General features: G+C 49.8%; 8 protein-coding genes. 4 read left to right on the top strand and 4 right to left on the bottom strand.

Annotated features, from left to right (window positions below):
• Positions 1-1,502, top strand: a 1,502-nt coding sequence (locus Q0294_RS18160) for a M81 family metallopeptidase (protein WP_299468277.1), incomplete at its 5' end; no start/stop codon positions are given.
• A 132-nt stretch (positions 1,503-1,634) separates the two neighbouring features.
• Here the strand turns inward: Q0294_RS18160 and Q0294_RS18165 are convergent.
• The 3 genes from Q0294_RS18165 to Q0294_RS18175 all read right to left on the bottom strand — a co-directional run bounded on the left by Q0294_RS18165 (position 1,635) and on the right by Q0294_RS18175 (position 4,230).
• A complete protein-coding gene (locus Q0294_RS18165; RefSeq protein ID WP_299468279.1) occupies positions 1,635-1,976 on the bottom strand; it encodes a translation initiation factor in 342 nt (113 codons plus the stop codon).
• Between the two features lie 13 nt (positions 1,977-1,989).
• On the bottom strand, positions 1,990-3,783 hold the full coding sequence (locus Q0294_RS18170; RefSeq protein WP_299468281.1) for an ATP-binding cassette domain-containing protein: 1,794 nt from the start codon (positions 3,781-3,783) through the stop codon (positions 1,990-1,992).
• A 168-nt stretch (positions 3,784-3,951) separates the two neighbouring features.
• A complete protein-coding gene (locus tag Q0294_RS18175) occupies positions 3,952-4,230 on the bottom strand; it encodes a GlsB/YeaQ/YmgE family stress response membrane protein (protein ID WP_299468283.1) in 279 nt (92 codons plus the stop codon).
• 419 nt (positions 4,231-4,649) lie between these two features.
• Between Q0294_RS18175 and Q0294_RS18180 the strand changes: the two genes are divergently transcribed.
• Genes Q0294_RS18180 through Q0294_RS18190 form a run of 3 tightly spaced genes read left to right on the top strand, consistent with a single transcriptional unit; the run spans position 4,650 to position 7,891 of the window.
• Positions 4,650-5,717 carry a sialidase family protein gene (locus tag Q0294_RS18180; protein WP_299468285.1) on the top strand — a complete coding sequence of 356 codons (1,068 nt, stop codon included), beginning with the start codon at positions 4,650-4,652 and terminating at the stop codon, positions 5,715-5,717.
• Positions 5,718-5,727: 10 nt separating this feature from the next.
• Positions 5,728-6,378, top strand: coding sequence for a DUF1080 domain-containing protein (locus tag Q0294_RS18185; protein WP_299468287.1), 651 nt, complete (start codon positions 5,728-5,730; stop codon positions 6,376-6,378).
• A gap of 34 nt (positions 6,379-6,412) precedes the next feature.
• On the top strand, positions 6,413-7,891 hold the full coding sequence (locus Q0294_RS18190; protein ID WP_299468289.1) for a Gfo/Idh/MocA family oxidoreductase: 1,479 nt from the start codon (positions 6,413-6,415) through the stop codon (positions 7,889-7,891).
• 12 nt (positions 7,892-7,903) lie between these two features.
• On the opposite strand, the gene Q0294_RS18195 is transcribed toward Q0294_RS18190, so the two are convergent.
• The coding region (locus Q0294_RS18195; protein ID WP_299468291.1) for an AAA family ATPase at positions 7,904-8,496 on the bottom strand (593 nt) is incomplete at its 5' end.

An 8,496-nucleotide genomic window follows, 5' to 3' on the forward strand; every position in this document is an offset into this window, starting at 1 on the left:
TGAGAATTGCGACGGGCGGCGTGCTACACGAAACAAGTACTTATTCTTCGCTTCCCACGACGCTTGATGATTTTATCAATGATCGTGGTTTGTTTCGTGGTCAGGAAATCATGGAAACCTTTCCGGGAGCGAATGTCTGTATCGGCGGCTTCATTGATGGAGCCCAAAAACATGGTTTTGAATTAATTCCCCTGTTATGGACGTTTGCCTTTCCGAGCGGCCTCATCGAGCGAAAAGCTTACGATGGTCTGCTGGAGGAATTTCTGCAACGACTGAAAGAGGCAGAAGAAGCGGGCGGCCCTGTTGACGGAGTATTACTTGATCTTCACGGGGCGATGGTCATTGAGGGGATTGAAGACGGCGACGGACATTTCATTTCCAAAGTGCGGGAATACATTGGTCCCGACCGACCAATTCTGGTCACCCCGGATATGCATGGCAACCACACTCCACTGCGTGTGCAGCAGGCGACTGCTATTTTAGGATACGATACCTACCCCCATATCGACATGAATGAACGTGGGCAGGAAGCAGCCGATCTGATTGTGCGTATCATTCAAGGCGAAGTGAAGCCGGTGATGACTCTACGTCAGATTCCTTTGTTCTGGAGTACCGCTTGCCAGGTCACCGCGCATCAACCGATGAAAGAAGTGATGGACTATGCGCATGAAATTGAATCGCGCCCCGGTATTTTGAGTGTGACGGTTTCTACCGGTTTTCCCTGGGCGGACGTCCCCAATGTGGGGCCTTCCATTATTGTTGTCGCCGATGATGACCAGGATCTGGCGGATAAAACGGCCGAGGAATTCAGTTCCTGGATCTGGGAACGTCGTCGACGCTGGTACAAACTTCCGTTTACCGTCAAAGATGCGATCAAGCAGGGGCAGGAAATCGGCAAGTATCCCATCATTCTCGCCGATCATGCAGATAACACGGGAGGCGGGACGGCCGGTGATTCCACGGAAATCCTGCAGACGTTTCTCGATCAGAAATTAGACAAGGCGTTGATTTTGTATATCGTCGATCCCGAAGTGGTTGCTTTGGCTCAAAAAGCCGGCGTAGGTGGAATCATTGAAACGGAAGTCGGCGGCAAATCAGACCCTGTTCAAGGCCCGCCGGTCAGGATGAAGGCGGAAGTCAAAGCACTTTCAGAAGGGAAATTCAAATATGACGGCCCCATGTACGCCGGACTGATGGGCAACATGGGTCCCTCTGCCTGGATTCAGCAGGATGGTGTCTCAGTGGTTGTGGTAACGGCTCGAGAACAACCTTTTGGGCCCGCCTTCGCTAAAACACTGGGCATAACCTGTGAATCGATGCATTATATTTCCGTCAAATCCTCGGCGCATTTTCGCGCCAGTTTTGAGCCGTTCGCCGGTTCGATTTTTAATGTGGAAGCGAAAGCCATCCATACGCATGATTTCGGAAAACTTAATCACCAGCGTAGAAACAGAGATTTTTACCCGGTGGAAATTCCTTATGAGTCCGCTCCGGAGATTTAACCAGTGTTCCGGTTTTCTGTCGCGTTTGTGATGCCACTGGGAAAGAGTCTCATTGAATGAAAGACGCCCTGGTTAAGCGTACTGCGCTCTGGAAACCATAGTCTGAAGCTGTCAGGTTGGCCCGCATGCGGGCTAACCTTTCACTTTAAAACCGATCGCTTTCAGCGTTTCGCGCACGCGGTCCAGCTGGTCCCCTTGAATTTCCAGTTCATCCCCCTGCAGGGAGCCGCCGGCGCCGCATTGAGACTTCAACTGTTTCAATAACTCAGGAAGATCATTTCCTTCAAGAGGCAAGCCGCGCACCACGGTCACACGTTTTCCCCGCTTGCGTTTTTCAATCGACAGTCGGGCCGTCTGTTGCGCGGGAGGAATTCGAAAAGCAGGCTCAGGCGGACAGATGCATTCTGCTTCCAGTTGATCGCACTTTTCACATCGTGGCGGACGATCAAAGGGAGTTCCTTCAAATAATCGCATGGCCTACACCTTCTTACTGAACGCGTGCATCAAGTATTTCCCAGCGTTCCAGAAGCGACTCCAGTTCCTGCTGAATTGCTTCGACACGCGATGTCGCTTCCGCAATAATCTCATTCGACTGTTTGAAAAATTCAGGAGACGCCATCGCGGTGTGCAATTGAGTTTGTTCCGTTTCCAGTTCCTCAATGCGTTGTGGAATCTGCTCCAGCTCACGCTGCTCTTTGAAACTTAGTTTGACCACTTTGGCGGTCTTAACTGATTTTTCTTCAATTCTGCCTTTCGCACCGTTTGTATTTTTTTGAGTGGCCCGGCCGTATTCCGACTGTAATAAATAATCGTCATAGCCGCCGGCGTACTCTTTAACCTGCCCGTCTTCTTCAAAAACCAGTGTCGCCGTCACGACGTTATTGAGAAAGGCACGGTCGTGGCTCACCAGTAAAAGCGTACCGGGATGATTACTGATTAATTCTTCCAGCAGCTCCAAAGTTTCTGCATCCAGATCATTCGTTGGTTCGTCAAAAATCATCAGGTTGGTCGGCCGCTTGAATAATTTTGCCAGTAACAACCGGTTCCGTTCCCCTCCGGAAAGGAATCGGGCTGGCCTGCGAGCACGTTCCGGCGTAAACAGAAAGTCCTGCAGATAACCATAAATATGTTTCGGTTTACCGTTGATTTCGAGTGTCTCTTGCCCTTCACCGACATTTTCAACGACGGTTTTCTCTTCATCGATCTGTTCTCTAAGCTGATCGAAGTAGAGAATTTCCAGATTTGTTCCCAGCCGTATCGTTCCGGTATCCGGTTTGAGTTCGCCCAGCAGCAGCTTGAGCAGTGTTGTTTTGCCGGCACCATTTCTGCCAATGATGCCGACTTTGTCTCCACGCATAATTAACGTGGAGAAATCGTGAATCACAGTTTCAGATTCATACGAAAATGAAACGTCCTTCGCTTCTACCACCAGTTGCCCTGAACGGCTGGCATTCGCGACCTGCATATTGACGTTGCCAACTTTATCCCGGCGCTGACTCCGTTCTTCGCGGAGTTTCTTCAGCGCGCGAACGCGGCCTTCATTTCGGGTACGCCGCGCTTTAATGCCTTTTCTGATCCAGATTTCTTCTTCAGCCAGTTTTTTGTCAAACAAGGCGTTCTGTTTTTCTTCCGATTCCAGAAATGCCTCTTTGCGTTTCAGGAACGTGTCGTAATCGCAGGTCCAGTCGTAAATGTGACCACGATCGATTTCGACAATCCGGGTCGCCAGCGCCTGCAAAAACATCCGGTCGTGCGTCACAAACAATAAGGTTCCTGAATACGTTTGCAGAAACTGTTCCAGCCACCTGATTGAAGGAATATCCAGATGGTTCGTCGGTTCGTCCAGTAATAAGATATCGGGAGACTGCACAATCGAACGGGCTAACAGAACACGACGTTTCATTCCGGATGACAAGGAGTCAAATGTAACATCTCCCTGCAGATTCATGCGTGCCAGAATTTGCTCGACAGCGTGTTCGATTTCCCATTCATGTTCGTAAAAGAGGGCCGCTTCTTCTGCCACGTAATCATGCACGCGTTGCGCGCATCCAGAGGGAACTTCCTGCACCAGTCTGGCAACGCGCAGATCCTTCTCGCGTTTTAACTGCCCCTCTTCGGGTTCGAGCTCGCCGGCGAGAAGTTTCATGAGCGTCGATTTCCCGGCTCCATTTCGACCTAACAGGCCGATTCGCTCCCCAGCATTAATTTCCAGATTGATTTCATCTAATAAAGGAGCGCCCCCCCAGCCAAATGAAATCTGATTCAAACTCAACAGCGACATAACGCAATACTTCCGGTCACACACATATAAAAAAACCCGACTGTGAAAGTCGGGAATGATTCGAACAGCGACATAGTATGTTCAACACACCGGAAATCTGCAATGCTCGTGCCTCTCAACGAGTCATTGAACCCTGCGTTCTTTCAAAAAAAATGCTTCGAACAGGATTTATGACCGGGATCGCCCCGTCAGCAGCCCCAGAATGGCGACAAAAATCGACGCGCCAATAATCGACCAGACAATCGGATAATCTCTGCCGCCAAATGAGATCGAAAAGATTTCGGGGAGCCCCAGCATCGATGCAATTTTGCTTCCCAATAGAGCGCCAATGAATCCTAAAGCAATTGAAACCAGGCACCCCCCGCGGGTATTACCTGCCAAACCCCGCGCTATACTTCCGCAAATACCAGCGACGATCAGCAGGATGACCAATTCTGTTAAATTCATGAGTTGCCTTTAATTTTCTATAATGTCTCAGGTGTGTGTTTGAAGTCGATTCAGAAGTGCCTGAGATCAATCTACGTATGAATACTCTAAGCCAGAAATGTCAGTCTGTCCAGACATACTTTTTAGCCGCTGCATTGGTATTCGCTGACGTCCTTAAAACATTGTCACATTTCCGGATGTTTATCGGAAATACTCGCCTCTTGCCTGTTATTTTGTTAGCATAATCAGGAGATCATTGATTCCACCCGTTTGATTCACCTGAAAGCAACTAAAGCAACTTTGGAGAGGTATACACCGTGCGCTCATTATTCCTGCTTTTCGTATTTCTTGTTCCACTGCTTCCGACACTTGGTATTACAAATTTCTGTTCAGCAGCAGACTCGTCCCCACAGAAAGATCCTGCGCTTGAAGCGCCTCAAGTGAATACCGACCCAGGAGAAGAGTATGCAGATAAGACCCGTCTCTTCCAGGGCATTCCAGGCATGGAGCGTTCAGCCAATGGACGTCTCTGGGCACTCTGGTATGCAGGAGGAACCGGCGAAGGTGAGTTAAACTATGTCACTCTGGTCACCAGCGGAGATGATGGAAAAACCTGGTCGGGACCGAAACTGGTGATTGATCCTCCTGGCCCCGTGCGTGCATATGACCCCGCCATCTGGCACGATCCCAGCGGTCGACTCTGGGTCTTCTGGGCACAATCTTATCGCTGGTGGGATGGTCGCAGTGGCGTCTGGGCTATCACCACTGATGAATCGGACCAGGATAATCCCAAGTGGAGCGAACCAAGGCGACTTTGTAACGGGATCATGATGAATAAACCCACGGTGCTTTCGAATGGCGACTGGTTATTGCCCGTCGCCGTCTGGAAACAGAATGCCAAGGATTCGATTGAGCATCGTTTTGATTTACCCGAAGAACGAGGCGGAAATATTTTCATCTCTAAAGACCAGGGGAAATCATTTCAGCTTCTGGGGCAAACCGATGTGCCTCACCGAACATTCGACGAACACATGATCGTCGAACGAAAAGACAAAAGTCTCTGGACGCTGGTCAGAACCAGTTATGGAATCGGAGAATCCATTTCCACGGACGGCGGTAAAACCTGGTCAGCGGGTAAAGAATCATCCATCCCCCACATTAACGCCCGCTTTTTCATTCGCCGATTGAACTCCGGAAATTTATTGCTGGTGAAACATAACCCGCAAGATGGAAAAACTCGCAGTGATCTGACCGCTTACCTCTCCGCCGATGAGGGAAAAACCTGGCAGGGAGGCCTGCTGCTGGACGAACGACCGGGTGTCTCTTATCCCGATGGAGTTCAAAGCGCAGACGGTACGATTTACATCATTTACGATTATGCCCGTACCCGCGATAAAAAAATCCTGATGTCCACGTTCACAGAAGCAGATATTCTCGCAGGAAAACCGGTTTCCGAAAATGTCCGACAACGCGTCCTCATCAATCAGGCCACCGGTCAGAAGAAATAGGGAATGACAAATGAGACCTTTTTTTTATCTCCCCATTGTCATCTGCCTGACCCTGCTGCCTGCCGCTCTATTTGCCGCAGACCAGCAGCCGGAATATAAGCCGCTATTCAATGGTCAGGATTTAACCGGCTGGATTTTAAAACGCGCCAATCGTAAAGGTTATCATGTAGAAGACGGCAGGCTGGTATGCCCTGCCGATGGGGGAGGTTTCCTGTTTACCGAGCGCGAATACAGCGACTTCAGCCTGAAGTTTGAGTTTAAGCTGACCAAGGGGGCCAATAATGGTATCGCCATTCGCTGCCCGCTGGTCGATCAACGTCCCGCTTATGAAGGCATCGAAATTCAGGTTCTGGATAACAAAGGTTACCCCAAAAAACTCAAGCCCACTCAATATCATGGTTCCGTCTATGATGTGATTCCTGCTAAAACAGGAGCACTCAAACCTGCCGGCGAATGGAATCACGAAGAAATCATCTACCGCGGCACTCAGATTACCGTGATCGTCAATGACATCACGATTCTGAACACGGATTTGTCCAAAATCGATGATGCAGAGGTGCTGGCCAAACATCCCGGTTTAAAAAATAAGCGAGGTCATATCGGACTGTTGGGACACGGCAGTCATGTGGAGTATAAAAATATTCAAATCAAGGAATATTAAATTATCTGATTCTGTTTTTTATCCAGGGGGAAATATGAGCCAGGAAAAAGAAAGCCGTCGCACTTTTCTCAAACAGTCAGCCGTCGCAACCGTAGCAGCCAGCCAGCTTGCTGCGATCGCTCCCTCAACAGCTTATCAGGCCAACGAACGAATCCGGATCGGAATGATCGGCCCCGGAAGACGCGGTTTCGGATCGCATGTCAAATCACTCATCAAGCTCCGCAATGAAAAAGGGGTCAACCTCGATATCACAGCCGTCAATGATGTGTATTCAGTCCACCGGGATCAGGCCGTCGATTATATCACGAAAGAGACAAATCTGACGCCTAAAACCTATGTCGATTATCGGGACCTGCTGAATGATAAAGAAATTGATGTCGTCTGCATCGCCACTCCCGACCATTGGCACGCCAAACAGGTGTTAGATTCCCTGAAAGCAGGTAAGCACGTTTATTGCGAAAAACCCATGACCCACCATATCGCTGAAGCGATGGACGTTGTTGATGCCTGGAAGAAATCCGGGTTGGTCCTGCAAGTCGGCGTTCAATCTACCAGCATGCCCATCTGGAATGAAGTGCGCCAGTTGGTCAACGAAGGTAAGCTTGGAAAAATTGTCCAGTTTCAGGCAGAATCATTTCGTAATTCCATCGGGGGCATGTCGCGCCATAACGTCATCACCAAAGAAATGACGCCCAAAACCGTCGATTGGAAACGCTGGCTGGGAGTGGAAGAGGGGCTCGCTCCTGATTTACCTTTTGACCGGGCCACGTTCGGCCAATGGCGCTGCTACTGGCCCTTTGGTTACGGGATGTACTCCGACCTGTTTGTCCATCGTGTAACCGCCATGCTCAAAGCCACCGGTTTGATGTACCCCGGTCGCGTTGTAGGCGGAGGGGGCATTTTTCTCGAATACGATGACCGTGAAGTAACCGACGTAGCTTCGATCATTGCCGATTTCCACGAAGGAGTTCAAGGACTGGTCTCGAGTACAATGATCTCGAGTGAAGTCCCCATCCGGCATCTGATCCGGGGACATCATGGCACAATAGTGTTTGATAAAGAGGTCTTCGGCAGTCGGCAGGCGTATGAGTTTATACCGGAACGACCACAGGTAACACTGGACAGCAATCTGACGAAAGCAGAAGTGGTCTCAGAGCGTGTTCCGGATCAGACGTTACTGCACTTCCAGAATTTCATCGATGCCGTCAAAGCCGGAGATCCTGCGCTGGTCAATAATTCTCCTGAACTGGGGGCCGCAGCAATCATGGTGGTGAATCTGGGTGTACTCAGTTATCGAAACGGGCAGGTTTTCCAGGTGAATCGCGATTCGAAAGAAATCCAGAACGGAGACCAGAGTTGGGCGACGAACTGGGAAAAAATGTCAAAGGAACACAGCAAACCGCGGCACGTTGCCGGCTGGAAAGCGGGCGACAAAGGCAGCATCCTCGTGCCTCCCAAATATCAGAATCTGGCTGGCCCCTGGATCAACGGCAAAGCGCCGGAAAACACCTGAAACAAAGCTGATTTATTGCTCCAGAACCTCATAGAGTTCCATCCAGCGAATTTCCAGCTCCCCGATCTCATCGACGAGTGGCTGCATTTCCGTGTGGAGTTTTTGAGCCGCTTCCGGGTTGGTGGCTTTCAGAAATTTTTCATTGATTTCATTTCTTTTCTCATCGAGCTGCGCAATTTTTCGTTCGATGGCGGAAAGTTCCTTCCGGGCATTTTTAATTTTGCCTCCCAACCCTTTTTCGCGCTGGCCGGAATTATTCTGTTCCTGCTTTGCAATCGACACCTGATTCTGATCTCGATGCCCGTCAGCGACTTCCTTTTTCACACGATATAAATAGGCCTCGTAATTTCCTTCGTAGCTTTTGACGCTGCCGTTGGCCACTTCGATCACATCCGTTGCCACTTTGCCCATAAAATGCCGATCGTGGCTGGTGAAAATTACTGTTCCCTGAAATTTGACGAGCGCGTTTCCTAATGCTTCAACGGTTTCAACGTCGAGGTGGTTTCCGGGCTCGTCCAGAATCAGAATCGAGTAACTGCCCAACAAAATTCCCGCCAGACACAAACGGGCACGCTCGCCCCCGCTTAATACTTTGATGGGTTTGT

It is taken from the genome of uncultured Gimesia sp. (assembly GCF_937919775.1).
In the GTDB taxonomy this organism is placed as follows: domain Bacteria; phylum Planctomycetota; class Planctomycetia; order Planctomycetales; family Planctomycetaceae; genus Gimesia.